This is a genomic window from Streptomyces xanthophaeus (assembly GCF_000725805.1).
GTDB classification, from domain to species: Bacteria; Actinomycetota; Actinomycetes; order Streptomycetales; family Streptomycetaceae; genus Streptomyces; species Streptomyces xanthophaeus.
In genome coordinates, this window is record NZ_JOFT01000031.1 from 1 (window position 1) to 25591 (window position 25591).

A 25591-nucleotide genomic window follows, 5' to 3' on the forward strand; every position below is an offset into this window, starting at 1 on the left:
GCCGAAGGCCATCGCGAAGCGACGCGACGAAGGAGCGCCCTTGAGGGCCCGGCCCGGCACGGAAGGACCCTGGGACTGACGGGAATCCCCCAAGACATCCCTGATACCGCCCAGCAGGCACAAGCCCCCCGAAGCCCCCGCCCCCGCCCCACGGGGAAGGGTCGAACGGATGGGCGTGCCCTGAGGGGGATTACCCGGTACTCCGGTGGGGCGTTGGCCGTGCATGACCATGCTTCAGTCTTCAACGGGCCGAAGGCGCCGCCCGATGCCGCCGGGTTACGAAGAATCGGTTCAGCGTGATCCTGTCCAGCAGGGCCAGGCCCCCGATCCGCCCATCTACCGTGCGCTGCTGGCCCGCTGGGCCGATGACGGGCGTACGCTGCCGGGCCGGCGGGACCCGGAGTGGTCCCGCCTCACCAGTTCCCCGGTGTGGCCCGCCGGCAGCAGCGGGCTCTACTAGCGTCAGCGCGTCTCCGGGCCCGCCAGGTGGCGGGCGATGACCATGCGCTGGATCTGGTTGGTGCCCTCCACGATCTGCAGCACCTTCGCCTCGCGCATGAGCCGCTCGACGGGGAAGTCCGCGGTGTACCCGTAGCCGCCGAGGATCTGGACCGCGTCCGTCGTGACGGCCATCGCCGCGTCGGTGCAGAACAGCTTGGCCATGGCCGCCTGGCGGGAGAACGGCTTGCCCGCGTCGCGCAGGCGCGCCGCGGCGAGGTACAGGGCGCGGCCCGCCTCGATCTTGGTGGCCATGTCGGCCAGCATGAAGCGCAGCCCCTGGAAGTCCGCGATCGGGTGCCCGAACTGCTTGCGGTCCAGGGCGTACGTCACGGCCTCGTCGAGCGCGGCCTGGGCGACGCCGATGGCGCAGGCGGCGATACCGAGGCGGCCCGCGTCGAGGGCGGCGAGGGCGATGGTGAAGCCCTGGCCCTCCTCGCCGATGCGGCGCGCGTCGGAGACGCGTACGCCGTCGAAGTGCAGCTGGGCGGTGGGCGAGCCCTTCATGCCCATCTTCTTCTCGGGCACGGCGGCGGTGAGGCCCGGCGCGTCCCCGGGGACGAGGAAGGCGGTGATGCCCTTGGGGCCCGCGGCGCCGGTGCGTGCGAGGACGGTGTAGAAGTCGGCGACGCCACCGTGGGTGATCCAGGCCTTGGTGCCGGTGATGACCCAGTCGTCGCCATCGCGCACCGCCTTGGTGGTCAGCGAGGCGGCGTCGGAGCCGGCGGCCGGCTCGGAGAGGCAGTAGGCGCCGAGCAGGCCCCCGCCGAGCATGGCGGGCAGGTGGGCGCCCTGCTGCTCCTTGGTGCCGTATCCGGCCAGTCCGTGGCAGGCCAGCGAGTGGACGCTGACGCCGAGGCCGACGGTCAGGCGGGCCGCGGCGAGCTCTTCGAGGACCTGGAGGTACACCTCGTACGGCTGCTCGCCGCCGCCGAAGTCGCCGTCGTAGGGGAGTCCGAGCAGCCCGGCCTCGGACAGCAGGGTGAAGATCTCGCGCGGGAACCGGCCGGAGTCCTCCTCCTCGGCGGCCCGGGGGCGGATCTCCCGCTGGGCGATCTCGCGTACGAGCGCGAGGAGGTCCCGGGACTCCTCGGTGGGCAGCTGTCGGTCCACCGGCTGCGGGGCGCGGTCAGTCATGGCGGCGCTCTCCTCCCTCGTCGGGCACGGCGGCGACGCGTGAGGTGTGGGACGCGCCGCCGGGTCTCGGTGCTCTTACAGCCGATGGTGCCCTCCCGGGTCACGGAAGGGGCGGTTCAGCGGCTGCGGCGGGTTGAGTATGCCTGATCAGCGGCGTCCCGTCACCGGTGCAAGATCATCGTTATGGCCGGGAGACATCCTCGGGTACGGGCGGAGCCGGGCACTCCGGGACGAACTCCTCGATGACCGTCAAGGTGGCACGCAGCTGGCGTACGAGCAGGGCTCCGAGGCGGGCCCGGCCGGGACGGCCGTCGGCGCCCTCGCCGGCTGCGTCGTCCGTACCGACTGCGTCCCTGCCTACAGCGCCGTCGGCGCCCTCGCCGGAGGTGCCGATCCACTCCAGGGTGATCCCCTCGACCGAGGAGAGCCAGCCCACGAGCGCGAGCCGGGCGATCGGCGGGACGGTGCGGCGGCCGTACGCGCCCTCGGCGATGGTGGCGACGAGCTCTTCGCGGACGGCGTCGCGGATGGCGAGGACCTCGGCGTCGGAGCCGACGCCCCCGGTGACGATGGTCCGGTAGGCGGCGTGGTGGTGCTCGGCGTAGTGGAGGTAGCCGTCGACGGTGCGGCGCACGCGTTCGGCGCTCGGCAGGTCGGTGTCCCGCCCGGCGCGGGCGACGAGTCCGGCCACGGAGTCCTCGACGATGGCGAGGTAGTAGCCGCGTTTGCTCTTGAAGTAGTAGTAGATCAGCCCCTTGGCGACGCCCGCGTGCTTGGCGATGTCGTCCATGGAGAGGGCGTCGTACGAGGTGTCGGCGAACAATTTCCGGCCGGTGGCTATGAGTTCGGCCCGTCGAACCTGCGAACGGCCGGTCACACCGCGCTGTTGACTATTATTCAAATTCAGCCCTAGCCTCGAACTGCCACAGGATGCCCGAAGTATGGCAGACCAGGCACACCTGTGAGCCGAGCACGATTCGCACTTCCCCTGCGCACGGACGACGTACGGGAGGCAAGTCATGGGTGACGGCAACACAGGCGAGGGCCCGGCCGAGGGCCCGGCCGAGGGCCCGGCCGAGGGCCGGGTCGAGGGCCGGGTCGACTGGCGGCGGACGGCGGTCGCGGCGGTGCCCGCGGTCCTCGCGGTCGGCGCGCTGGCCCTGGTGATGGCGCAGGGCGCGCTCGCCGCCTCCTTCGCGGTCTCGGGGACCAGCTTCCAGGTCTCCTCCTCCAAGCTGAGCAGCAAGGGCCTGGCCTCGTACGTGCACACCGACCGATCGGTGGACGGCGCGGGGCATCCGGTCGCACTGCTGGGCATCGGCGAGGCCACCCTCAGCGACATCTGCCAGTCCGCGGAGGTGGGCACCCCGCTGGGCAAGGTGGTCTTCAAGCTGACCGCCGGGGGCCCGGCCGGAGAGGTCACGGCCAGCAGTCTGGTGATCGACGGCGAGGACCTCGAAGGCGACGCCACCTTCGGCACGGCCCAGATCGGCCGGGACGCCTCGACCCTGGACCAGGTGGACGGGGTCAGGGGCGAGCCGGGGAAGTTCGGCCTCCAGGCGGGGAACATCGAGGTGGCGGGGGTTCGGTCGCACGCCTGGTCCGCGACGGGCGGCAACTTCAAGCTCAAGGGCATGAAGGTGAGCGTCGCCCTGGACGGCGAGAAGTGCTTCTGAGGCCGGGGCTCCCGCTGCCCGGGCCGCGGCGGCGGCTGCGCGCCTGGCGGCGGACCCGGCCGTTCTGGGGCGGGCTCCTGCTGGTCCTGGGCGGGGCCGAGCTGCTGCTGGTGCCGCTCTCCCCGGTGCCGGTGCTGGTCAGCCTGGGCCTCGGCGGGATCGCCGCGATGGGGATCGGGGTGGCTCTGATGCTGGCCGGGGTGTGCCTGTGGGTGCTGCCACAGGCGCGGACGTACGTGTCACTGCACGCCCTGCTGCTGTCGGTGCTGTCGTTCGTCGCGACCAACCTGGGCGGGTTCCTGGTGGGCATGGCCCTCGGGATCGCGGGGAGCGCACTGGCCTTCGGCTGGACCCCGCTGCCCGGGCCCGGGGGCGAAGGCGGGGGCGGGAACGGGGGCGGGAACGGGGGCGGCGCGGTCGGCGTGGACGAGGGGCCGTACGTCCGGCGGCCTGACAGCGGCGGGCCGCGGACGCTGGCGGCCGCGCTGCCGGTGGTGCTGCTGGCGGCCCTGGTGACGAGCGGGCCTGCGCCGCAGCAGCCGCGGGCCGCCGCGGACGCGGGGCCGCCGGTGGCCGGGCGCACTCCCCCGACGGTGACGACCTCGCTCTTCGCTCCCCGGGGCTTCGCCTTCGCGGGCGTCACCGAGGTGCCCACGGCGGCCGGGCCGCTGCGGGTGCTGGTGCTCAGGATGGACGCGGCTTCGCTCCGGGACTACCGGCTGCACACCCGGGACGGCGGCGAGGAGTACGGACTCGCGGCTCGGACCCTGGAACTACGGGGCGGTGTGACCTTGTACCTGACGAGGTTCAGCGGGTGCATCGAAGGGCTGTTGTGCGTCACCTTCAGCCCCGAGGGGCTGCCCGCGCCCCCGGTCATCCCGCCGTTCGTCTTCATGACGCAGGTCCGGGCGGAGCAGGCGCTCGTCACCTCGGACGTGATCGTCACGGACGGGCTGCGGCTTACAGCCAGCCGACCTGGGTGACGAACATGGCGACGACGACCACGAGGGTCCAGCCCAGGACGTGTTCCAGCCAGGAGGAACCCTCATCGGGGCCCCCGGTACGGGCGCGGCTGCGGGCTCGGTCGGTCGGGGCGGCGCTGGTGGCAGTCATGGTGTCCAATGTGCCAGCGTTCGCGGCCTTCGCGGTAGAGACGATCGTCACGGGTGGCGAGGGTCACGCGGCCGGGCCCCGGCCTGTGCGGCCGGGGCCCGGTGGTTGCGCGGATACGGCTCGGGAGGGCGTCAGACGCGGGTGTCCCGGGCGTTGCGGCCGGCCATCATCGCCATCGCGAGGCCGAGGCACAGGGCGACGGCTCCCGTGATGAGGTTGTTGACCACCGTGCGGGTCGTGTCCATCTCACCGGCGATGACCCACGGGGCGACGATCGTCCAGGCACCGAGGGCGACGGCCGTCCAGGCCATCGCGTGGGTGCGCTCGTACGCCGAGCCCAGGCCTCCCATGCACAGACAGAAGGCCAGTCCGGTGATCAGGTTGTTGATGGCCAGGGGGGTCAGCACGCTGAACCCGGCGATCCAAGGGGAGGCCGCCAGGTACAGGCCTGTGATCAGGGCCAGGGCCTCCACCGTCTGTGCGGCGGGGGTGCTGGTCACCCGCTCGAACCGCGTGCGCATCTCGGCGAGGTCGGGGTGGTGCTCGATGTTGGGGTGGGTGGTCATGGCGGGCCGCCTCCTACGAGAAGCCTGAAGCCTTTATCTCCCATTTACCCCATTATGTTCCGCTTATCCGGGCCTCCAGGTCAACGGGAGATTTCACAGCACGCCGACCGCACCCAGCGCCGCGATCTGACCCGGGGTCGGCACGGCCGGTGCGTAGAGGTAGCAGACGCCTCCGCTGCCCGAGACGGCCTTGCCGGCGGCGTTGTGCCGCTTGGTGCGCAGCCAGACGTTCTCGAACTCGCGGCGCCGGTAGACGCGCCGGACGGCGTTGTTGTCGGGCGAGTTGGGGTCGTTGACGATCACGTCGCCGGAGGCGGTGAAGCCGATGACGGTCATCAGGTGGCCCGCGGTGCCGTAGCCCGCTCCCGTGAGCTCACCGGCGAGGAAGGACTGCGAGGTGATCACGGGGATCCCGGCCCGGACGAGGACTTCGAGGTCGGTGAGGGAGTTCAGGCGGGTGACCACGCCCGCGAGACGGCTGTAGGTGGCGGCGTAGGCGGCGTTGAAGGGCCAGTTCCCGCAGCCCTTGTAGGCGGCGTCGTAGGTGGAGCGGGCGGCGTGGCACACCTGCGGGTCGGAGTACTTCGGGTCGACCCAGGCCACGGCGCCGGCACTGGCGCGACCGCCCCAGTACTCGATGACCATCTGCGAGGAGGTGGGGCTGCACCAGGCCTCGCCGCCGTTGTCGTACTGGGGGTAGCGCCCGGTGTGGACCTCCTGCGAGTAGCGCGGGACGGCCAGCTCGCGGGCCTGGCCCGAGAGGGAGGTCGCGGGGACGGTGAAGCGGTCGGGGACGTCGGAGACCATGGCTCCGGCCAGCCGGACGGTGGGCCCGCCGGTGGCTCCCGGCCTGCGGTGGAGGGTGAGGCGCAGCTGCCAGCCGGTGAGGCGCAGGCCGCTCGCGGGGGCGTCGACGGCGAGGGTGTCGGTCCAGACGGTGGAGCGGCCGTCGGTCTGGCCGTCCACGGAGGTGCGGCGGATGTCGCCGTCGCCGGAGGCCCAGCGGGCCATGACGTACCAGGGGGTGGTGGTGCCGTCGGTGTAGGTGCCGCGCAGTTCGGTCTGGATCCAGGTGCCCGCGGGGGTGCGGGCGTTCCAGGAGGCGATGGCCTCGGTGGCGGGGACGCTGGAGCGGTGCAGGGGGGAGGTCCAGGTGGCGTACTCCCAGGTGCTCTTGCGGCCGGTGTGCGGGTCGGCGTACTCGGTGCGGCCGGCCGGTGCGGCGATCCCGAGGCCGGGGCGGGCGCCGGCGACGGCGGTGGTGCCCTGGTGGTGGCCGGCCAGCCAGTGCTCGTAGGAGAACCAGAAGCGGTTGTCGACGGTGCGGCCCGGGCCCCGGCGGGCGGGCGGGGGTGCGGCGGAGGCGCTGCCGCCCGGGACCGCGGAGGCGGCGGTGGCGGTGGCGACCGCGAGTGCGGCGACGAGTACGGCCCTGCGCGGTGTGGGTGCGGTCATCGCGAGGTTCCCCCAGGGGTGGGTCGGTGCATCGGTGGCTTCACCCTTCCAGTTCCCGGCTGCCGGGGACCGAAGCCGCGGGCTCGTGTCGTGGGGGACGACCGGTCCAGCCGTAGGGTGGCGGGGTGGAGCCACACCGGTCACTCGACTCACTCGACTCACTCGCGCGCGAGCTCGCCGCCCTGCCCCCGTCCCTCGGCCCGGTCCGGCTGATCGGTGTCGACGGGCACGCCGGGTCGGGCAAGAGCACCTTCGCGGGGCGGCTCGGCGAGGCGCTGGGCGGGGCGCCGGTGCTGCACCTGGACGACGTGGCCACCCACGAGGAGCTGTTCGGCTGGCAGGAGCGGCTGCGCGTGCAGGTGCTGGAGCCGCTGGCCGCGGGGCGCCCCGCGCACTGGGCCCCGTACGACTGGGTGGAGCGCCGCTTCGGTGCGGAGCGGGTGCTGGAGCCGGCGGCGGTGCTGCTCGTCGAGGGGGTCGGGGCCGGGCGGCGGGCGCTGCGCCCGCATCTGGCCCGGCTGCTGTGGATGGAGACCCCGCGCGAGGAGTCCTGGGGGCGCGGGCGGAGGCGGGACGGGCGGGAACTGTCCGATTTCTGGGACGGGTGGGAGCGCGCGGAGCGCGCGCACTTCGCGGATGACCCTTCGCGCCCCTTCGCCGACACCTTGGTGCGTCAGTGCGGTACGGGATACGAGTGGTCTTCCGGGGCCGCTGCGACGGCTGGAACCGCCGCTTCTGTCACCGAGGGTGACGACCTCCCCCGGGCCTGAGCGGCCCTGGACCCGAGCCCCAGCGGGCCTCCGTCGGCGTGCTTGACCGGGGGCCCGCGGCGGCCTTACGTTCTCAATGCGGGGCCTTCACGGGCTTCCGCGGACGCGAAGCCCCCGGTTGTTCCCCCGTGATCGGGGGCTTCGTTCCGTCCCCGAACCCCTTGCGCGGCGCCGTCCCGAGGGCTTCGTCACCCCCTCGGCCTCACACTGAGTCACCACAGGCTCCCGGGGTCCCCGCCCGAACCGGGGCGGTCGCGCCCTACGTAAGGTGCGAAACCGCAGGTACGATGCAGCCCTGATTTCATCGGCGCAGTGGGCAACTCGCGGGATCGTCGCGGGGGTTGCCGCGCACCACGGGGGCAGGCTTGTGGGGGACGTGATGGATTTCGGCACGCCGGGCAGCATGCACGCCCCGGCCGAACTCGCCTGGCTTCGCGGGGTCGACGCCTGCACCATGGGCGCCTATCCGCAGGCCGAGGAGGAGTTCCGGGCGGCCGTACGGCTCGATCCCTCGATGGCCGACGCCTGGCTGGGCCTGCACGCCCTGCGGGTGGACACCGCCAACGCGTTATTGCGCATGTACGCGCACCGGGACCGCTTCGGCGAACAGCGCGCCCGGCACCGCCGGACCCTGAACTCCTGGTACTGGCTGGGCTGGTGGGTGCAGCCGGTGCTGGAGAGCCGGCGGGACCTGCTGCTGGCCCACGCCTCGCACTGGCTGGACGGGCGGCACGTGCCCGAGCTGGACCAGGCGCTGGCGGCGCTGCCGCCGGTGGACACCGATGCGCAGGTGCGTTTCCTGCACGCCTGCCGGGCGTACCTGGTCAAGGACTGGGAGCAGTTGGTGCGGCACACCGAGCCGCTGGTGGACGATCCGCTGCTGGGGATCGAGGCGGGTCTGTTCGGCGGGATGGCCCGGGTCCGCCTGGAGATGTACGGGCAGGCGGAGCCCTTGCTGTCGGCGGCGCTGATGCGGTGCCGCAGCGAGCAGCCGCAGCGCAAGGAGCTGCGGTACTGGCTGGCGCGGGCGCACGAGGGCACGGGACGCAGTGCGGCGGCGCTGCCGCTGTACCGCGCGGTGCACCGGGTGGATCCCTCGTTCATGGACACGGCGGCCCGGCTGACGGCCATCGAGGACGGCGACGACACCGACGGCATGGCCGGTCTGGCCGACCCGGCCGGTCCGGCGGGGTACGCGGGGTACGGGGCCTGGGGCGGGCACGGTCCGTCCCCGGCGGGCGGGGACTTCGCGGCCGTGGCCCTGGGCGGCGGGCCGGTCCAGGACATCGCGGCGGACGGCCAGGCGGAGTCCGATCCGCTGGCGGCGGCGGAGCCGCCGGATCCGCGCTACGGGCCGGGTGCGCCGGGGGTGCCTCCGCCCGGCCGGGGCGAGGGCGCGCGGCGCAAGGTGTCCGTCCCTCCGCAGAGTGCGCCCTCGGGGCTGCCGGCCGGTCCGGCGGATCCGGCGGCGCTGGCCGAGGCGCTGGCGGAGCTGGAGCGGATGGTGGGCCTGGAGCCCGTCAAGCGGCAGGTGAAGGCCCTGTCGGCGCAGTTGCACATGGCGCGGCTGCGGGCGGGGCAGGGGCTGCCGGTGCAGCCGCCGAAACGGCACTTCGTCTTCTCCGGGCCGTCCGGCACGGGCAAGACCACGGTGGCCCGGATCCTGGGCCGGGTCTTCTACGCCCTGGGGCTGCTGGGGGGCGACCACCTGGTGGAGGCCCAGCGGGCCGATCTGGTGGGCGAGTTCCTGGGGCAGACGGCGGTGAAGGCGAACGAGCTGATCGATTCGGCGATCGGCGGGGTGCTGTTCGTCGACGAGGCGTACAGCCTCTCCAACTCGGGTTACAGCAAGGGCGATGCGTACGGGGACGAGGCCCTGCAGGTGCTGCTGAAGCGGGCCGAGGACAACCGGGACCACCTGGTGGTGATCCTGGCGGGGTACCCGGCCGGGATGGACCGGCTGCTGGCCGCCAATCCGGGTCTGTCCTCGCGGTTCACCACCCGGGTGGACTTCCCCAGCTACCGGCCGCTGGAGCTGACGGCGATCGGCGGGGTGGTGGCGGAGGCGAACGGGGACCGCTGGGACGAGGAGGCGCTGGACGAGCTGCGCAGCATCAGCGGCCACGTGGTGGACCAGGGCTGGATCGACGAGCTCGGCAACGGGCGTTTCCTGCGCACCCTGTACGAGAAGAGCTGTGCCTACCGGGACCTGCGGCTGGCGGGCTTCGCGGGCGAGCCGTCCCGGGACGACCTGGCGACGCTGCGGCTCGCGGACCTGATGCAGGCCTACGGGGAGGTCCTGTCGGGGCGGGGCCCGCAGGACCGTCCGGAGGCGCCGCCGTTGTGAGCGGCGGCGCCGGGGGCGCTCCTGCGGGGCTGTCCGTCCGCGGTGGGGTCAGCCGGCCATTGCGCCCTGTGGGCGGTGCTCCGGGCTCGGCCCGGGGCTCGGCTCCGGAATCGGTTCCCGGCCGGGCTCCCGGCTCGGCTCCGGCCGCCGGGCCGCGGGGGCGCAGCGGTGCGCGGGGTCGCGGACCTCGCCCACCAGCATCTCCAGGACGTCCTCCATGGCGACGAGGCCCAGCACGCGCCCGGCCGCGTCCGCGACCTGCGCCAGATGGGTGGCGTCGCGGCGCATGACGCTGAGCGCGTCGTCGAGCGGGAGGGTGGCGGACAGGGTGGTCATCCGCCGCCAGACCCGCTGGGGCACGGCCCGTTCCCGGTCCTCCAGGTCCAGGACGTCCTTGACGTGCAGGTAGCCCATGAAGGCGCCGCTGTCGGAGCGGACGGGGAAGCGGGAGTACCCGGTGCGCACCGTCAGCTGCTCGATCTGGCGCGGGGTGGCCGAGGGGCCGACGGTGACGATGCGGTCCCGGGCGAGGAGGACGTCGGTGACCGGGCGGCTGCCCAGTTCGAGGGCGTCCTCCAGCCGCTCCTGCTCCCCCGGTTCCAGGAGACCGGCCTGCCGGGAGTCCTCGACGAGGCGGCCGAGCTGGGCGCGGGTGTAGACGGCTTCGACCTCGTCCTTGGGCTCGACCTTGAAGAGCCGCAGGACGAGCGTGGAGCAGGCGCCGAGCGCGGTCGTGACCGGCCCGCACACGCGGGCGAAGGCGACCAGGCCGGGGCTGAACCACAGGGCGGTCTTCTCGGGGGCGGCCATGGCGAGGTTCTTGGGGACCATCTCGCCGATGACCAGGTGCAGGAAGACCACGGCGGCGAGCGCGAGGGCGTAGCCGAGGGGGTGGATCAGGCCCTGCGGGACGTGCAGGGCGTGGAAGACCGGCTCCAGGAGCCGGGCGACGGTGGGTTCGGCGACGGCTCCGAGGGTGAGGGAGCACATGGTGATGCCGAACTGCGCCGCGGCCATCATGCGGGGCAGGTTCTCCAGGCCGTACAGGACCTGGCGGGCCCGCTTGGAGGCGGCGGCGAGGGGCTCGATCTGGCTGCGGCGTACGGAGACCAGCGCGAACTCGGCGCCGACGAAGAAGCCGTTGGCCAGGACCAGGAGCAGGGCGAACAGGAGCTGGAGGGCGTTCACCGGCCCACCGCTTCCAGTTCGGCGTGGGCGGGGACGGCGGCCGTGCGCACCAGCCGGACCCGTTCGGCCCGGTAGCGGCCGACTTGACGGACGGAGAGCTTCCATCCGGGGAGTTCGGCCCGGTCCCCGGGTGCGGGGATACGGCCGAGCAGGTCGGCGACGAGGCCGGCGACGGTCTCGTAGGGGCCTTCGGGCACCTCCAGGCCTATCCTGCGCAGGGTCTGGACCCGGCAGCTGCCGTCGGCCTCCCAGGAGGGGCGGCCGTCCTCGGCGGTCACGGCGGCCAGCTCGGGGCGGCCGTCCTCCGCGTGGTCGTGCTCGTCGCGGACCTCGCCGACGAGTTCCTCCACGATGTCCTCCAGGGTGACGACGCCCGCGGTGCCGCCGTACTCGTCGACGACCACGGCCATCGGCTGTTCGGAGCGCAGGCGCTCGAGCAGGGGCTGTACCGGCAGGGAGCCCGGTACCAGGAGCGGGGCGACGCAGATCCGGCCGACGGTGGTGCGGGCACGTTCCGCCTCGGGTACGGCGAGGGCGTCCTTGAGGGAGACCACGCCGGTGATCTCGTCGATCCGTTCGCGGTAGACGGGGAAGCGGGACAGGCCGGTGGCGCGGGTCAGGTTGAGCACGTCGGCGGCGGTGGCCGTGTACTGAAGGGTGCTGACCTTCACGCGGGGGGTCATGACGTGCTGGGCGGTGAGCTCGCCCAGCGACAGGGTCCGGACGAAGAGGTCGGCGGTGTCCTGTTCGAGGGCGCCGGCCTGGGCCGAATGGCGGACCAGGGAGACCAGTTCGCCGGGGGTGCGGGCGGAGGCCATCTCCTCGGTGGGCTCGACGCCCAGCATCCGCACCAGCCGGTTGGCGACGGCGTTGAGGCCGGCGATGACGGGCCGGAAGGCGCGGGAGAAGGTCTGCTGGGGGCCGGCGACGAAGCGGGCCACCTGCAGCGGCCTGGAGACCGCCCAGTTCTTCGGGACGAGCTCGCCGACGACCATCTGGACGGCGGAGGCGAGCAGCATGCCGATGACGACGGCGATGCCGGCGGTGGCTCCTCGCGGCAGGCCGGTCGCGGTGAGCGGCCCGGCCAGCAGTGCGGCGAGGGCGGGCTCGGCGAGCATGCCGACCACGAGGGAGGTGATGGTGATGCCGAGCTGGGTGCCCGAGAGCTGGAAGGACAGTTCCCGAAGGGCTTCGACCACCGTGCGGGCACGGCGGTCGCCGTCGGCGGCGGCGCGTTCGGCCTCGGGCTTCTCGACGGTGACGAGGCCGAATTCGGCCGCCACGAAGAAGCCGTTGGCGAGGATGAGAACGAAGGCCGCCACGAGCAGGAGTAGCGGGATGGTCATGCCGCCGCCTCCGTGGGGAGGGCGGCGCGGGTATTACCGGACGATCCGTCCATTGCTGGAGGGAGTCACTCCTCGAGTCGCAGGTGCCCACGGGCCACGGGGTCCCGGGGCCGGTGGGAGGGCGCGCAGCCGCGCCCCGCCACCAGGGTAGTCACTGAGGTCCCGGCCGCAATGGGACGCAGCGGTCGGAGTCGGCCGCTCGGGTCGCTCTCCGTCGTGTCCCGACGGCGGCCCGGGCTCGGCTCAGTGGTCGTGCGCGCCGGTTCCGCGGGTCTCGGCGAGGGCGCGCAGGGCGCGGGCGTCGCTGACGGCCTGCTGCCGGGCCACCCCGGGCTGGATGCCGAGGGCGGGCAGGCTGGTGCCGTCGCTGAGGTCGAGGAAGACCCACGGGTCCCCGGGGCGCAGGTTGACGCGCAGGATCTGGGCCCATTCGAGGCGGCGCGTGGTCGTCAGGTTGACGACGGTGACGCCGTTCTCGTCCGCGACCACCTTGGGGCGGCTGAGCAGGACGAGGACGGAGGTGAGGAGCGCCGCCGTGAAGACGAAGCTGATCCGCTCCCCCGGGGCGAGGTTCTCCAGGAGGAAGGCGACCGTGGTGATGGTGACGAACATGACGAGCCCGACGCCCAGCAGGACGGCCCGGGTACGGGTCGGCCGGAAGGTGACCGGCAGGGCGGGCGGTGCGGGCGGGGCGGCGGGCTCGGCCATGGGTGTTCGGGTGCCTTCTGGAGGTGGCGTGCGGTGCGGCGCGGGCGTGCCGGTCAGAGCCGGCAGGCGTGGATCGAGGTGGTGAGGATCGCGCGGGCGCCGAGTTCGTACAGGTCGTCCATGATCCGCTGGGCCTCCTTGGCCGGGACCATGGCACGGACCGCGACCCAGCCCTCGTTGTGCAGCGGGGAGATGGTCGGCGACTCCAGGCCCGGGGTGAGGGCGACGGCGCGTTCCAGGTGCTCGGCGCGGCAGTCGTAGTCCATCATCACGTAGCTGCGGGCGACCAGGACGCCCTGGAGGCGGCGCAGGAACTGCGCGACCTTGGGGTCGTCGGTGGCGGCGCCGGTGCGGCGGATGACGGTCGCCTCGGACTTGAGGATGGGCTCGCCGATGACTTCGAGGCCGGCGTTGCGCAGGCTGGTGCCGGTTTCGACGACGTCCGCGATGATCTGGGCGACGCCGAGTTCGATGGCGGTCTCGACCGCGCCGTCCAGGTGCACGACGGAGGCGTCGATGCCGAGTTCGGCGAGGTGCTTGCCGACGATTCCCTCGTACGAGGTCGCGATGGTCATGCCGCCGAAGTCCTCGGGGCCCTTCGCGGTGCCGGGCTTGGTGGCGTAGCGGAAGGTGGACCTGCCGAAGTTCAGCGGCAGGATCTCCTCGGCGTTGGCGCCGGAGTCCAGGAGCAGGTCACGGCCGGTGATGCCGATGTCGAGCTTGCCCGAGGCGACGTAGATCGCGATGTCCTTCGGGCGGAGGTAGAAGAACTCGACCTCGTTGTCGGGGTCGACCGTGACGAGTTCCTTGGACTCCTTGCGCTGGCGGTAGCCGGCCTCATGGAGCATCGCCGACGCCGGTCCGGAGAGTGAACCCTTGTTGGGGACGGCGATGCGCAGCATGGGGCTTCCTTTGGTGCGTAGGTGCGTAAGGGTGTGCGTGGGCGGGCGCGGGGGCCGCGCCGGGGAGCTCCGGCCTAGAGGTGCGCGTAGACGTCGTCGAGGGAGATCCCGCGCGCCACCATCATCACCTGGACGTGGTAGAGCAGCTGGGAGATCTCCTCGGCGGCGGCTTCCTTGCCCTCGTACTCGGCGGCCATCCAGACCTCGGCGGCCTCTTCGACGACCTTCTTGCCGATGGCATGGACGCCCTTGCTGACCAGCTCGGCGGTGCGGGAGGTGCTGGGGTCGCCGTTGGCGGCCTTGAGCTGGAGCTCGGTGAAGAGCTCTTCGAAGCTCTTGGGGGGTTTGTTCGCCATGATGGTCCTCAGAATACGGGGTTCCCCCACGCCACTCAGCGCCAGGGTTCGCTGACGGTCCGCAGGGTCATGGCGGTGGAGACGGCGGCGGTGACCGCTTCGTGCCCCTTGTCCTCGTTCGACCCCTCGAGTCCGGCGCGGTCCAGCGCCTGCTCGTCGTTGTCGCAGGTCAGGACGCCGAAGCCGACGGGGACTCCGGTGTCGATCGACACCTGTACCAGGCCCTGGGTGACGCCCTGGCAGACGTAGTCGAAGTGCGGGGTGCCGCCGCGGATGACCACTCCGAGGGCGACGATGGCATCGTAACCGCGACCGGCCAGTACCTTCGCCACGACGGGGAGCTCGAAGCTGCCGGGGACCCGCAGGAGGGTGGGCTCGTCGATGCCCAGCTCGTGCAGGGCCCGCAGGGCGCCGTCGACCAGTCCGTCCATGACCTTCTCGTGCCACTGGGCAGCGATCACGGCGACCCGGAGGTCTCCGCAGTTCTTCACGCTCAGTTCGGGTGCGCCCTTGCCGCTCACAGCTCTGCTCCTCGGTGGTTCGTGTGCCGGTGTGGTGGTGCGGTGGTGTGTGTGATCACTGGTTGCCGCAGGCGGAGGTGGGCACGGCCCCCTCCAGCCAGGGCAGGTCGTGCCCCATCCGGTCCCGCTTGGTGCGCAGGTACCGCAGGTTGTGCTCGCCCGCCTCGATGGGCATGGCCTCGCGGCCGGTGACCGTGATGCCGTTCCGGACGAGGGCGGCGGACTTGTCGGGGTTGTTGGTCAGCAGGCGGACGCTGTGCACGCCGAGGTCGGCGAGGATCTGCGCGCCCGCCGCGTAGTCCCGGGCGTCGGCGGGCAGGCCCAGTTCGAGGTTGGCGTCGAGGGTGTCGCGGCCGCGCTCCTGGAGTTCGTACGCGCGCAGCTTGGACAGCAGTCCGATGCCGCGGCCCTCGTGGCCGCGGAGGTAGACGACGACGCCGCGGCCCTCGGCCTGGATGCGTTCCATGGAGGCGTGCAGCTGGGGGCCGCAGTCGCAGCGCTGGGACTGGAAGATGTCGCCGGTCAGGCACTCGGAGTGCATGCGGACCAGGACGTCGGCGCCGTCGCCGATCTCGCCGTGGACGAGGGCGACGTGCTCGACGCCGTCGACGGTGGAGCGGTAGCCGTAGGCGGTGAAGTCGCCGAAGGCGGTCGGCAGGCTGACCTCGGCCTCGCGGCGCACGGTGGGCTCGGCGGAGCGGCGGTAGGCGATCAGGTCCTCGATGGAGATGATCGTCAGGCCGTGCTTGCGGGCGAAGGGGATCAGCTCGGGCAGGCGCAGCATGACGCCGTCCTCGCCGGCGATCTCCACGATGGCGCCGGCCGGGCGCAGGCCCGCGAGGCGGGCGAGGTCGACGGCGGCCTCGGTGTGGCCGCCCCGGACCAGGACGCCGCCGGGCTTGGCGCGCAGCGGGAAGATGTGGCCGGGGCGGACGAAGTCGCCGGGGCCGGAGGTCCCGTTCGCCAGGAGGCGCAGGGTGGTGGCGCGGTCGGCGGCGGAGATGCCGGTGGAGACCCCGTGGGCGGCGCTCGCGTCGACGGAGACGGTGAAGGCGGTCTGCATCGACTCGGTGTTGTGCTGGACCATCTGGGGGAGCTCCAGCCGGTCGAGCTCCGGGCCCTCCATGGGGGCGCAGATCAGGCCGCGGCACTCGCTCATCATGAACGCGATGATCTCGGGGGTGGCCTTCTCGGCGGCGATGACGAGGTCGCCCTCGTTCTCGCGGTCCTCGTCGTCGACGACGACGATCGGGCGGCCTGCTGCGATGTCGCGGATGGCCTGCTCGACGGGGTCGAGGCGGAAGGTCTCCTCGGGGACGTCGATGACGTCGGGGACGGGCTTGAGGGCGGCGGTCATGCCGTTGCTCCTTCCAGGGCCGGGGCGGCGGAGGTGGTGCGCGAGCGCTGGTACCAGTCGTACGCGCCCCACAGGACCAGGGCGAAGTAGACGACGTAGACGAGGCCGGAGAAGGCCAGGCCGTTGTTGAAGGCGAGGGGGACGCCGACGAGGTCGACGAGGAGCCAGGCGAACCAGAACTCGACCAGGCCGCGGGCCTGGGCGATCATCGCGACGATGGTGCCGACGAAGATGTAGGCGTCGGCCCACGGGCTCCAGGACAGGTGCGGGAAGGCCGTGAACAGGCCGCCGACGGCGAGGGTGCCCAGCGCCGCTCCGGCGAGGAGGAGCCCGCGCTCCTTCCAGGTGGCGGTGCGGACCGCGATGGAGCCGTCCTGGGCCTGCTGCTTGCCGCGCTGCCAGGCGCGCCAGCCGAACAGGGCCACGCCGATGACCAGGAGCTGCTTGCCGACGCCGCCGGCGAGGTGGGCGGAGGCGTAGGCGGCGATGAGGATCAGGCCGGAGAGGAACTGGGCGGGCCAGGTCCATATGGAGCGCCGCCACCCGAGGGCGAGGGCGGCCAGGCCCATCAGGTTGCCGATCATGTCGGACCAGATGACCTTCTGGTCGAAGACCGTGAAGGCCTCGGCGTTGAGCCAGGTCAGGGCGCTCACCGGTCTCCTCCTTCGGCGTGCAGGGGGTCGACTCCGGCGGCCAGCAGGCGCTCGACGTACTTGGCGAGGACGTCGACCTCGAGGTTGACGGGGTCGCCGGGCTGCTTGAGGCCGAGGGTGGTCAGCGCGAGGGTGGTGGGGATCAGGCTGATCGTGAACCAGTCGGCGGCGGCCTCGACCACGGTGAGGCTGACGCCGTCGACCGTGATGGAGCCCTTCTCGACGACGTAGCGCGAGAGGTTCTCCGGGAGGGCGACCTTGACGATCTCCCAGTGTTCGGACGGGGTCCTGGAGAGGATCGCGCCGGTGCCGTCGACGTGTCCCTGGACCAGGTGGCCGCCGAGGCGTCCGCCGAGGGCCATGGGCCGCTCCAGGTTGACCCGGGAGCCGGGTGCGAGGGCGCCGAGGCTGGAGCGGTTCAGGGTCTCCTGCATGACGTCGGCGGTGAACTCGCCGTCGGCGGTGTCCACGACGGTCAGGCAGACGCCGTTGACGGCGATGGAGTCGCCGTGCTTGGCGCCGTCGGTGACGAGGGGGCCGCGCAGGCGGAAGCGGGAGGCTTCCGCGAGCTGCTCGACGGCGGCGACCTCGCCCAGTTCTTCGACGATTCCGGTGAACACTCAGTGCTCCTTGGTGGCGGGGGCGGACCCGGTGGCGGGGGCGGGAACTGCGGTGATGCGGAGATCGGGGCCGATGCGGACCGCCTCGGTGAGGTCGAGGCGCAGGGCACCGGCGATGGTGCTCACTCCCGCGTCGGCGAGGGCCGCGGGGCCCGCACCGAGCAGGGCGGGGGCGAGGTAGCCGATCACGCGGTCGACGGCTCCGGCTTCGAGGAAGGCCCCGGCGAGGACGGGTCCGCCTTCCAGCAGGACGGAGCGCGTGCCGCGGGCGTGCAGTGCGGCGAGCAGGTCGTGGACGGCGACGCGGCCGTCGTGCAGGGGCAGCCGGAGCAGGTCGACGCCGGGCAGGTGCCGGGTGTCGGCGTCCTGTCCGACGACGAGCAGGGTGGGGGCGGCGTCGTCGAGGATGCGGGCGCTCGCGGGGAGCGTGGCGCGGGTGTCGAGGGCGATCCGCAGCGGCTGCGTGGCGCCTTCGATGCCGCGTACGGCGAGGTGCGGGTCGTCGTCGCGCAGGGTGCCGCCGCCCACCAGGACGGCGTCGCTCTCGGCGCGCAGCCGGTGGACGTCGGCCCGGGACTCGGGGGAGCTGATCCAGCGGCTGGTGCCGTCCGCGGCGGCGCTGCGGCCGTCGAGGGTGGCGGCGTACTTCCAGGTGACGTGGGGGCGGCCGCGGCGTACGGAGGTCAGCCAGGCGGCGTTGCCCTGCTCGGCCTCGGCGGCGAGCAGCCCGCCCGTGGTGTCGACCCCGGCGGCGCGCAGGGTGGCCGCCCCGCCGCTGGCCTGCTGGTTCGGGTCGGCCACGGCGTAGACGACGCGGCTGATCCCGGCGTCGAGGAGGGCCTGTGCGCAGGGTCCCGTACGGCCGGTGTGGTTGCAGGGTTCGAGGGTGACGTAGGCGGTGGCGCCGCGGGCGGCGGCGCCTGCGGCGCGCAGGGCGTGGACCTCGGCGTGCGGGCCGCCGGCCCGCTGGTGCCAGCCCTCGCCCACGACGGTGCCCGCGGCGTCGGTGATGACGCAGCCGACGACGGGGTTGGGGCTGGTGGAGCCGAGTCCGCGGGCGGCGAGCTCGACGGCTCGGCGCATGGCACGGATGTCCGTGTCGGGTGCTGCGTGCGCGGCGTGTGTCGCCACCGGGTCCTCCTGCCTCATCGGGCACGGACTCCGGGGCCTGTCGGGATACGACAGATGAAGCGGGAAAGCGCACACGGGGACGCCGAGGCCGGAAGAACGGTCCGGTCAGACGCATCCGCTGGGGATGCGCCGACGGATCGCCGACGGCGGCGTACCGGTCACTGGCCCGCCGCGCACTGCCTCCCATCCGGACTTTAACCGTCGGTCCAGGAATCTCACCTGGTCAACCGGCCGCTGGCTGCGGACGGGTCGCGGACTATAACCGCCGGTTCGGAATTACACCGACCCCGGAGTGCGCTGCTTACTGGTACTGAAGCCAGTCTGCCACGGGTGATCGGGGGCCACGCGAGTGAGGGGATGTGGCCTGGCTCACATGGGGGCGGTCACGGACGGACCTCCGCCGGTCGTCCGCAGCGGGTGCGGACCCCGGAGCCCGGCTTTGGTCCAGACCTATTGACGAGCTGGTCTAGTCCTCTTAACGTTCCCTTCATCTTCCCGGGAACAGCCCGTCAGATGTGCGCACGTCACGGGCCAACACGCGTCAGTCCTTTTGCTGTTGCACCACGTTGTGTCCTGTTGTGTCCTGCCATCCTCCCCTCCCCAGGAGGCACCATGCTGTCCCCCACGCGTACGAGAGCGATGCTCCTGGCATCCGGCGCCGCAATCGCCGGACTGCTGGTGGGCGGGCTCTCGGCGGGCGTCTCGCACGCCGCCGACAACGAGTCCTGTCGCCCCGACGGGCTGTACAAAACGGCCGGCGTCGACGTCCCCTACTGCTCGGTCTACGACACCGAGGGCCGCGAGAAGATGGGCGCGGACCACCAGCGCCGCGTCATCGGCTACTTCACGGGCTGGCGCACGGGCAAGGACGGCACGCCCGCCTACCTCGCCAACAACATCCCCTGGTCCAAGGTCACCCACCTGAACTACGCGTTCGCCCACGTGGGAGGCGACAACAAGATCTCCGTCGGCGCCGACAACGCGAACAACGCCGCCACCGGGATGACCTGGCCGGGCGTCGCGGGTGCCGAGATGGACCCCTCGCTCCCTTACAAGGGCCACTTCAACCAGCTGACCAAGTTCAAGAAGCAGTACCCGGACGTCAAGACGCTGATCTCGGTCGGCGGCTGGGCGGAGACCGGCGGCTACTTCGGTGACGACGGCAACCGGGTCGCCTCCGGCGGCTTCTACTCGATGGCCACCCACGCCGACGGCTCGGTCAACCAGGCCGGCATCGACACCTTCGCGGACTCGTCGGTCGAGTTCATCCGCAAGTACGGGTTCAACGGCGTCGACATCGACTACGAGTACCCGACCACCATGAAGGACGCGGGCAACCCGCTGGACTGGCAGCTGTCCAACGCCCGCCGGGCCGGGCTCGTCAAGGGCTACGACGCCCTGATGAAGTCCCTGCGCGAGAAGCTCGACCGCGCGGGCGCCGCCGACGGCAAGCACTACCTGCTCACCGTCGCCGCCCCCTCCTCCGGCTACCTGCTGCGGGGCATGGAGACGTTCCAGATGCAGAAGTACCTGGACTACGTCAACATCATGTCCTACGACCTGCACGGCGCCTGGAACGAGTACGTCGGGCCGAACGCCTCGCTCTTCGACGACGGCAAGGACGCCGAGCTGGCCGCCGCGAACGTCTACGGCAGCGCCCAGTACGGCAACATCGGCTACCTCAACACCGACTGGGCCTACCACTACTTCCGCGGCTCCATGCCGGCCGGCCGCATCAACATCGGCCTGCCGTACTACACCCGCGGCCACAAGAACGTGCAGGGCGGAACGGACGGCCTGTGGGGCAAGGCCTCCGCGACCACCTGCCCGGCCGGGGCGGGCCTGACCAAGTGCGGTGACGGCGCCGTCGGCATCGACAACCTGTGGCACGACAAGGACACCAACGGGGTCGAGTCCCCCGCCGGCTCCAACCCGATGTGGCACGCCAAGAACCTGGAGAAGGGGATCGTCGGCGACTACGTCACCAAGTACGGCTTCCCGGCGAACACCACCCTGACCGGCACCTACGCCCGCAAGTACGACTCCACCCTGGTGGCGCCGTGGCTGTGGAACGCGCAGAAGAAGGTCTTCCTCTCCACCGAGGACGAGCAGTCGGTGGCGGCCAAGGCCGACTACGTGGTCGACCGCGGCATCGGCGGCACCATGGTCTGGGAGATGGCCGGTGACTACGGCTGGAACGCCGCCAAGGGCCAGTACGAGATGGGCGACACGCTCACCTCGCTGATGTACGACAAGTTCAAGGCCGCCGCCCCGTACGGCGCGAAGAAGTCCAACACCGCGCTGCCCGCGCAGGCCCTGGACATCAAGACGGAGTTCACCGAATTCAAGCTCGGCGACTCCAACTACCCGATCACGCCGAAGATCAAGATCACCAACAACACGCGGACCGCGCTGCCCGGCGGCACCGAGTTCCAGTTCGACTACGGCACCTCGGCCCCGTCCAACGCCTCGGACCAGTCCGGCTTCGGCACGAAGGTGATCAAGAGCGACCACACCGGCAGCAACGTCGGCGGTCTCAAGGGCGACTTCCACCGGGTCTCGCTCAAGCTCCCGGCCTGGCAGTCGCTGGCCCCGGGCGCCTCGGTCGACCTGGCCTTCAACTACTACCTGCCGGTGTCCACCCCCTCCAACTGGACGGTGAACGTCAGCGGCACCACGTACGCCCTCGCCGGCGACCTGGCGCGCGGCACCACGGTGGTGGAGCCGGGCACCACGCAGCCGCCGACCACCCCGCCCACCACTCCCCCCACCACCCCGCCGACCACTCCCCCGACCACGCCGCCCACCACCCCTCCGGGCGGGACGTGCACGAACCCGGCGTACGTGCACGGCACGGTCTACAACAGCGGCAACCTCGTCTCCCACAAGGGCCGCAACTGGAAGGCCCAGTGGTGGACGCAGAACGAAGAGCCCGGCACCACCGGTGACTGGGGCGTCTGGAAGGACCAAGGAGCCTGCTGACGACGGTAGGTGACTGACTGTGAGGACCCGGTGGCCCGGCGGCCACCGGGTCCTCGCGCGTGTGCGCCCTGCTCGTACCCTGCTGTGGTGAGCACTGTTGTCACCGCGCCCGTCGCGGAATTCGAGGAAAACCGGCCCCGGATGTTCGGCATCGCCTACCGCATGCTGGGCTCCGCAGCGGAGGCCGAGGACATCGTCCAGGACGCCTACCTGCGCTGGAGCACCGCGGAACGCGATGACCTCCGCAGCCCGGGGGCCTGGCTCACCACCGTGGTCACCCGCTTGTGCCTGAACCGGCTGAGCTCGGCCCGGGTCAGACGCGAGGCGTACGTGGGCCCCTGGCTCCCCGAACCGGTGCTCACCGGGGACGGCACGCTCGGCCCGCTGGAGTCGGCGGAGCAGCGCGACAGCGTGTCGATGGCCCTGCTGGTCCTGCTGGAGCGGCTCAGCCCCGTGGAGCGGGCCGTGTACGTGCTGCGCGAGGCCTTCGACTACAGCCACCGGGAGATCGCCGGTCTGCTGGAGATGTCGGAGGCCAACTGCCGTCAGCTCTACCGGCGGGCCACGGCCCGGGTGACGGCGCCGGCCTCGCGGTTCTCGGCCGACCCCGCGCAGTGGCGGGACCTGGTGGAGACCTTCCTGGCGGCGGCGCGCGGCGGGGACCTGGACCGGCTGGAGGGACTGCTCGCGGCGGACGTGCGGTTCGTGTCGGACGGCGGCGGCGTGGTCGGCTCGGTGCGCCACCCGGTCCTGGGACCGGAGAGGGTGGCCCGGGTGGCGGCGGACGTGCTGAAGAACTTCGCGGCGAGCCTTCCGGTCCGTGTGGCGGAGGTCAACGGAGAGCCCGCGCTGATCTTCGGCGACGCGGGAGTGCTGCTGATCGAGTTCGAGGGCGGGCTGGTCAGCGACATGCGCGCGGTGGCCAATCCGGGGAAACTGGAATTTCTCCGGCGTCAGTTGTCACATTCCTGATCCCCGTCCGGTCTGTACTGGTGACGCAGTTCCTCCGGAAAGGACCGACACCATGAGCACCATCCTCGTCACCGGTGGTACCGGAACCCTTGGGGCGCCGCTCGTCACCCGCCTGCAGGCGGCGGGGCACGACGTCCGCGTACTGAGCCGGCACTCCCCGCAGTTCCCCGTCGACCTGCGCGACGGGAGCGGGCTGGACGCGGCGATGGCGGGCGCGGAGGTGGTCGTGCACTGCGCGAGCACCCCGCGCGGGGACGAGGCGGCCGCCCGGCACCTGATCGACGCGGCCCGGCGGGCGGGGACGGTCACCAACATCGTCTACATCTCGATCGTCGGGGTGGACGAGGTGCCGTTCGGCTACTACAAGGCGAAGCTGGCGGTGGAGCAGATGCTGGAGGCGTCGGGGCTGGGTGTGACCATCCTGCGCGCGACGCAGTTCCACGACCTGGTGGCCCACGTGACGGACGCGGCCGCGAAGCTGCCGGTGGTCGTCCTGCCCGCCGGGGTACGGGTGCAGCCGGTGGCGGTCGAAGACGTGGCGGACCGGCTGGCGGAGCTGGCCGTCCCCACACCGTCGGGCCGGGTCACCGACATGGGCGGCCCGGAGATCCGCAGCCTGCCCGACCTGGCCCGCGCCCGCCTTGCGGCGACGGGCCGCCGGCGCCGGGTCGTCCAGCTGCCCCTCGCGGGGAAGGCCTACGCGGCGTTCCGCCGGGGCCGGCACCTGACGCCCTCGCACGCGGTCGGCCGGGAGACCTTCGCGCAGTACCTGCAGGAGCACGGCGGATCCGGCCGGCACCACGACGTGGCCTAGAGGGCCTAGCCGCCGAACAGTGCGTCCTGGGCGGCCTCCCGGGCCGCCAGGCGGGCTCCCGTCAGGACCGCCGGGCCGCCGAGGGCGGTGGCGCGGACCTCGGTCGGGACGGGGGTCAGGGTGGTCAGGCGGCGGGCGACCCGGGCGGCGAGGCCGGGGCCGCCGGCGAGGCCGAGTTCGCCGCCCAGCACCACGCAGCCCGGGTCCAGGACCGCCGCGACGGCCGCGGCGCCCAGGGCGAGGCGTTCGGCCAGGGCGTCGAGGAAGGCCTCGCCCGCGGCTCCGGCGACGGCTTCCTCCGCCGGTCCGTGGAAGCCGTGCTGCCCGGCCAGCGCGGTCACGGCGTCCCGGCCCGCCAGGGCGTGGAACCCGCCCCCGCAGTCGGTGGCGGAGGGCAGCCCGCCGGTGCCGGGTACGGGGAGGAAGCCGATCTCGCCCGCCCCGCCGGAGGCGCCCCGGCGCAGTCGCCCGTCCAGGACCACGGCGGCGCCCACCCCGGCGCCGAGCCACAGCAGCACGAAGGAGTCGAGGTCGCGGGCGATGCCCGCGCGCTGCTCGGCGAGGGCCGCGAGGTTGGTCTCGTTCTCGACGACGACCACGGCGGGCAGGCTCCGCTGGAGCGCGGTGACCAGGTCCCGGTGCCAGGCGGGCAGGCCCGTGGTGTCGCGCAGTTCGCCGGTGGCCGGTGCGACGAGGCCGGGGGCGCCGACGACCACGGTGTGCAGGGCGGTCGCGCCGGCCTCGCGGGCGGTGCGCAGGAGGGCCTCGACGGCGTCCGCGGGGGCGCCGACGGGCAGGGCGGCCTCGGCCAGGGGATGGCCGAGCAGGTCGGTGACCACGGCGGTGACGCTGTCCGTGCGCACGTCCAGGGCGGCCAGGTGGGCCCGGCGGGCGACGATCCCGTAGAGGCGGGCGTTGGGGCCGCGGCGCTGCTCGCCGGATTCTCCGACGACCTCGATCAGTCCGGCTCCGGCCAGCCGCTCGACGAGGTCGGCGACCGAGGGGCGGGAAAGGCCGGTCATCGTCTTGAGCTGGGTGGCCGTCAGGGGACCCGATTCCTGCAGGAGTCGCAGGGCGAGGCGGTCGTTGATGGCCCGGGCCGTGCTCGGTGAGGCGGGGGTCGGAGCGACGGTGGTGGCGGTGAGGGCCTTGGCTGGAGTCACGCCGCCCATCTTAGGGAGAGCCGCCCCACTAAACATCAGGCAGGGTTCCTGATAATTTATGTCCATGACCGGGGAAACCGACCTCAGCCCGGCGCGACTGCGCCATGCCCGCTTCGCGATCGCCGCCGTGTTCTGCACCCACGGCGCGGTCACCGGCTCCTTCGCCACCCGGATCCCCTGGATCCAGGAGCACGCCCAGCTCAGCGCGGGCACGCTGGGGCTCGCCCTCGCCTTCCCCGCGCTCGGCGCGGCGCTCGCGATGCCGCTGGCCGGGCGGATCAACCACCGCTTCGGCGCCCGCAGCGCCCTGCGGGCACTGCTGGTGATGTGGACCCTGTCCCTGGTCCTGCCGAGCCTCTCCCCGAGCCTTCCCGTCCTGTGCGGCGCGCTGTTCGTCTACGGGGCCACCTCCGGCATGTCGGACGTGGCGATGAACGCGCTCGGGGTGGAGACCGAGAACCGGCTCGGCCGCTCGGTCATGTCCTCGCTGCACGGCATGTGGAGCGTGGGCGCGCTGCTCGGCTCGGCCGCCGGTACGGTCGCCGCGCACGCCGGGGCGGACGCGCGGCTGCACCATCTGGTGGCCGCGCTCTTCCTGACCGTGGCCGGACTGGTCGCCGTACAGGGGGTGCTGGACCTCAGGAGCGCCGCGGACGCGCAGGCTCCGCCGCATTTCGCGCTGCCTCCGAAGTCGGCGCTGCTGATCGGCGCCATAGGCTTCGCGGCGGTCTTCGCGGAGGGGGCGAGCCTGGACTGGTCGGCGGTGTACCTCAGGGACGTCCTGCACACCGATGCGGGCCTGGCGGCCGCGTCCACCACCGCGTTCGCGCTCACGATGGCCGCAGCGCGACTGGCCGGGGACCGGGTGGTGGACCGGTTCGGTGCGGTGCGCACGGTCCGGGTGGGCGGCGTCCTGGCCACCGGGGGCGGGCTGCTCGTGGTCACCGCCCGGGAGCCGGTCGCGGCCCTCGCGGGGTTCGCGCTGATCGGGCTGGGGATCGCGGTGGTGGTCCCGCTGGCCTTCGCGGCGGCGGGACGCAGCGGTCCGGCCCCGGCCCAGGCCATCGCCGGTGTCGCGACGATCACCTACACCTCGGGGCTGATCGCCCCGTCGGCGATCGGTGCGGTGGCGGACGCGACCTCGCTGGTGGTGTCCTTCGGCCTGGTCACCCTGCTGGCCTTCGCGCTGGTCGTCGGCGCCGCGGTGCTGCGGCCGAAGCCCGCGGTGAGGCAGGCTTCGGGGGAGGCCGGTCCGGCCAATCGGGACGAACCTGCCGGAATCCAGCCGTAATATATCGCTGGCCGCGGCGGCATCC

General features: G+C 72.6%; 24 protein-coding genes and 1 riboswitch. Of the genes, 8 read left to right on the plus strand and 16 right to left on the minus strand.

Features of this window, described 5'->3' with window-relative positions; all coding sequences use genetic code 11:
* Positions 1–462 precede the first annotated feature (462 nt).
* Positions 463–1635, minus strand: coding sequence for an acyl-CoA dehydrogenase family protein (locus IO30_RS0120215; RefSeq protein WP_031144935.1), 1173 nt, complete (start codon positions 1633–1635; stop codon positions 463–465).
* A gap of 181 nt (positions 1636–1816) precedes the next feature.
* A complete protein-coding gene (locus IO30_RS0120220; RefSeq protein ID WP_031144936.1) occupies positions 1817–2536 on the minus strand; it encodes a TetR/AcrR family transcriptional regulator in 720 nt (239 codons plus the stop codon).
* 118 nt (positions 2537–2654) lie between these two features.
* Between IO30_RS0120220 and IO30_RS0120225 the strand changes: the two genes are divergently transcribed.
* Entirely contained in the window at positions 2655–3311 is a 657-nt protein-coding gene (locus IO30_RS0120225) for a DUF6230 family protein (RefSeq protein WP_031144937.1), read from the plus strand.
* Positions 3302–4294, plus strand: a complete 993-nt coding sequence (locus IO30_RS0120230; RefSeq protein ID WP_031144938.1) for a DUF6114 domain-containing protein — start codon at positions 3302–3304, stop codon at positions 4292–4294. Before IO30_RS0120225 ends, IO30_RS0120230 begins: the two co-directional genes overlap by 10 nt.
* On the opposite strand, the gene IO30_RS44745 is transcribed toward IO30_RS0120230, so the two are convergent.
* The 3 genes from IO30_RS44745 to IO30_RS0120245 all read right to left on the minus strand — a co-directional run bounded on the left by IO30_RS44745 (position 4272) and on the right by IO30_RS0120245 (position 6445).
* Positions 4272–4424 carry an SCO1431 family membrane protein gene (locus tag IO30_RS44745; RefSeq protein ID WP_107065236.1) on the minus strand — a complete coding sequence of 51 codons (153 nt, stop codon included), beginning with the start codon at positions 4422–4424 and terminating at the stop codon, positions 4272–4274. The two genes, IO30_RS0120230 and IO30_RS44745, sit on opposite strands and share 23 nt — an antisense overlap.
* 131 nt (positions 4425–4555) lie before the next feature.
* Positions 4556–4990 carry an SPW repeat protein gene (locus IO30_RS0120240; RefSeq protein WP_031144939.1) on the minus strand — a complete coding sequence of 145 codons (435 nt, stop codon included), beginning with the start codon at positions 4988–4990 and terminating at the stop codon, positions 4556–4558.
* A gap of 93 nt (positions 4991–5083) precedes the next feature.
* Positions 5084–6445: a peptidase C39 family protein gene (locus IO30_RS0120245; protein ID WP_031144940.1), complete on the minus strand. Its 1362-nt coding sequence runs from the start codon at positions 6443–6445 to the stop codon at positions 5084–5086.
* A gap of 125 nt (positions 6446–6570) precedes the next feature.
* Between IO30_RS0120245 and IO30_RS0120250 the strand changes: the two genes are divergently transcribed.
* Positions 6571–7215 (plus strand): uridine kinase family protein, encoded by a 645-nt coding sequence (locus IO30_RS0120250; protein WP_031144941.1) that lies wholly within the window; start codon positions 6571–6573, stop codon positions 7213–7215.
* A 379-nt stretch (positions 7216–7594) separates the two neighbouring features.
* On the plus strand, positions 7595–9562 hold the full coding sequence (locus IO30_RS0120255; protein ID WP_031144942.1) for an AAA family ATPase: 1968 nt from the start codon (positions 7595–7597) through the stop codon (positions 9560–9562).
* Positions 9563–9610: 48 nt separating this feature from the next.
* Here IO30_RS0120255 and IO30_RS0120260 read toward each other — a convergent pair whose 3' ends face one another.
* From IO30_RS0120260 to ribD, 10 genes are all read right to left on the minus strand, one after another.
* Positions 9611–10750, minus strand: a complete 1140-nt coding sequence (locus IO30_RS0120260; RefSeq protein WP_031144943.1) for a hemolysin family protein — start codon at positions 10748–10750, stop codon at positions 9611–9613.
* On the minus strand, positions 10747–12096 hold the full coding sequence (locus tag IO30_RS0120265; protein ID WP_031144944.1) for a hemolysin family protein: 1350 nt from the start codon (positions 12094–12096) through the stop codon (positions 10747–10749). The genes IO30_RS0120260 and IO30_RS0120265 overlap by 4 nt, the downstream gene beginning before the upstream one ends.
* Positions 12097–12339: 243 nt before the next feature.
* The gene (locus IO30_RS0120270) at positions 12340–12804 is read right to left on the minus strand and encodes a PH domain-containing protein (protein WP_031144945.1); all 465 of its coding nucleotides are present in this window, start codon (positions 12802–12804) and stop codon (positions 12340–12342) included.
* Positions 12805–12857: 53 nt separating this feature from the next.
* Positions 12858–13706, minus strand: coding sequence for an ATP phosphoribosyltransferase (gene hisG / locus IO30_RS0120275; RefSeq protein WP_031144946.1), 849 nt, complete (start codon positions 13704–13706; stop codon positions 12858–12860).
* A gap of 74 nt (positions 13707–13780) precedes the next feature.
* Positions 13781–14062 (minus strand): phosphoribosyl-ATP diphosphatase, encoded by a 282-nt coding sequence (locus IO30_RS0120280; RefSeq protein ID WP_031144947.1) that lies wholly within the window; start codon positions 14060–14062, stop codon positions 13781–13783.
* A gap of 35 nt (positions 14063–14097) precedes the next feature.
* Positions 14098–14583 (minus strand): 6,7-dimethyl-8-ribityllumazine synthase, encoded by a 486-nt coding sequence (ribH, locus tag IO30_RS0120285; protein ID WP_007262951.1) that lies wholly within the window; start codon positions 14581–14583, stop codon positions 14098–14100.
* Between the two features lie 55 nt (positions 14584–14638).
* Positions 14639–15940 carry a bifunctional 3,4-dihydroxy-2-butanone-4-phosphate synthase/GTP cyclohydrolase II gene (locus IO30_RS0120290; RefSeq protein WP_031144948.1) on the minus strand — a complete coding sequence of 434 codons (1302 nt, stop codon included), beginning with the start codon at positions 15938–15940 and terminating at the stop codon, positions 14639–14641.
* Positions 15937–16593, minus strand: coding sequence for a nicotinamide riboside transporter PnuC (gene pnuC, locus IO30_RS0120295; RefSeq protein WP_031144949.1), 657 nt, complete (start codon positions 16591–16593; stop codon positions 15937–15939). Before pnuC ends, IO30_RS0120290 begins: the two co-directional genes overlap by 4 nt.
* Positions 16590–17213: a riboflavin synthase gene (locus IO30_RS0120300; RefSeq protein WP_031144950.1), complete on the minus strand. Its 624-nt coding sequence runs from the start codon at positions 17211–17213 to the stop codon at positions 16590–16592. Before IO30_RS0120300 ends, pnuC begins: the two co-directional genes overlap by 4 nt.
* On the minus strand, positions 17214–18362 hold the full coding sequence (gene ribD, locus IO30_RS0120305; protein ID WP_051902435.1) for a bifunctional diaminohydroxyphosphoribosylaminopyrimidine deaminase/5-amino-6-(5-phosphoribosylamino)uracil reductase RibD: 1149 nt from the start codon (positions 18360–18362) through the stop codon (positions 17214–17216).
* 151 nt (positions 18363–18513) lie between these two features.
* Positions 18514–18644: riboswitch (FMN riboswitch) on the minus strand.
* 312 nt (positions 18645–18956) lie between these two features.
* Here ribD and IO30_RS0120310 point away from each other — a divergent pair.
* The 3 genes from IO30_RS0120310 to IO30_RS0120320 all read left to right on the plus strand — a co-directional run bounded on the left by IO30_RS0120310 (position 18957) and on the right by IO30_RS0120320 (position 23112).
* Positions 18957–21326, plus strand: a complete 2370-nt coding sequence (locus IO30_RS0120310) for a chitinase C-terminal domain-containing protein (protein ID WP_031144952.1) — start codon at positions 18957–18959, stop codon at positions 21324–21326.
* Between the two features lie 87 nt (positions 21327–21413).
* A complete protein-coding gene (locus tag IO30_RS0120315; RefSeq protein ID WP_031144953.1) occupies positions 21414–22298 on the plus strand; it encodes an RNA polymerase sigma-70 factor in 885 nt (294 codons plus the stop codon).
* Positions 22299–22350: 52 nt separating this feature from the next.
* Positions 22351–23112 (plus strand): SDR family oxidoreductase, encoded by a 762-nt coding sequence (locus IO30_RS0120320; RefSeq protein ID WP_031144954.1) that lies wholly within the window; start codon positions 22351–22353, stop codon positions 23110–23112.
* Positions 23113–23117: 5 nt separating this feature from the next.
* On the opposite strand, the gene IO30_RS0120325 is transcribed toward IO30_RS0120320, so the two are convergent.
* Entirely contained in the window at positions 23118–24284 is a 1167-nt protein-coding gene (locus tag IO30_RS0120325; protein ID WP_051902437.1) for an ROK family transcriptional regulator, read from the minus strand.
* A 55-nt stretch (positions 24285–24339) separates the two neighbouring features.
* Here IO30_RS0120325 and IO30_RS0120330 point away from each other — a divergent pair, with 55 nt between their 5' ends.
* The gene (locus IO30_RS0120330) at positions 24340–25566 is read left to right on the plus strand and encodes an MFS transporter (RefSeq protein WP_051902443.1); all 1227 of its coding nucleotides are present in this window, start codon (positions 24340–24342) and stop codon (positions 25564–25566) included.
* The last annotated feature ends 25 nt before the right edge of the window (positions 25567–25591 follow it).